Annotated in this window: 1 pseudogene; it reads right to left on the bottom strand. The window is 68.0% G+C overall.

What is annotated here, in order from left to right:
- Positions 1 to 22: 22 nt before the first annotated feature.
- Positions 23 to 1,002, bottom strand: a pseudogene (locus ACFU74_RS37355) (IS5 family transposase).
- Between the last annotated feature and the right edge of the window lie 77 nt (positions 1,003 to 1,079).

Consider the following 1,079-nt stretch of genomic DNA (forward strand, 5'->3'; position numbering starts at 1 on the left):
TAGGGCCTGTGTGATGTTGTGATCAGTTGGGTGGTCGCACGAGGTCGTCTATCCAGATCATTGAGGCGCGGAGGTGGAGGCCTGCGAGGTAGCTCTCGGGCTTCTTGTCGAACCGGGTGGCGATGCCCCGCCAGGCCTTCAGCCTGTTGATCAGGCGCTCGACGGTGTTCCGCTCCTTGTAAAGGTCGGTGTCGTGGTCGACGGGTCGGCCGCCCCTGCTGCCCTTCCGTTTCCGGCTGGCGGCCTGGTCCTTCTTCTCCGGGATGACGGCCTTGATGCCGCGTTTACGCAGGTAGGCGCGGTTGGCGCGGGACGAGTAGGCCTTGTCTGCGGCGACCGCGCCGGGCCGGCTGCGGGGCCGGCCGACGGGCAGGCGCACGCGCACCTTGTCGAGCACGGGGACGAACTGCGGGCTGTCTCCGGCCTGCCCGGCGGTCAGGACGAGTGCCAGCGGACGGCACCGGCGGTCGGAGGCGAGATGGACCTTGCTGGTCAGCCCGCCCCGAGACCTGCCGAGCATGGCCTGCTTCAAACGGAGTCCGCGTCGCCGTCGGATGCGTCTGCGCTCGTCCTGTCCGTTCTGTTCCGGTGGCCCGCCCCCTTTTGCCGGGCCGTCTCCTGCTCGCGCGCGGCCTCCTCCAGGGCCTGCATGAGGTCCTCGTCGACGAGCATCCCGGCGGCGTCGTGGTGGGCCCGGACGGTCGTGGAGTCGACGCTGACCAACGACAGGTCCGTCTTCCCCTCGCGGGCGGCCGCGGCGATCAGGCCTTCGAGCAGGGCACTGAACACGCCGGCATCCCGCCAGACCCGGAACCGGCCGAAGACCGTGGACCAGGGGCCGAACTCCTCGGGCATCTCCCGCCACTGGGCACTGGAGCGGAACCGCCAGATCACACCCTCGAACTGGTCACGAAGCCGTTCGGGATAGGGCCCGAACCTGCCGATCGGCAGATAGGGCTCGATCAAACTCCACTGCTTGTCTGTGAGTTGCCTGCGCGTCACATCCAACATTCCTACCGGGTTCTGCCCCGGAGCGGGGCAGAACCCGGAGATTGATCACAACATCACACAGGCCCTAG

It is taken from the genome of Kitasatospora sp. NPDC057500, assembly GCF_042802195.1.
In the GTDB taxonomy this organism is placed as follows: domain Bacteria; phylum Actinomycetota; class Actinomycetes; order Streptomycetales; family Streptomycetaceae; genus Kitasatospora.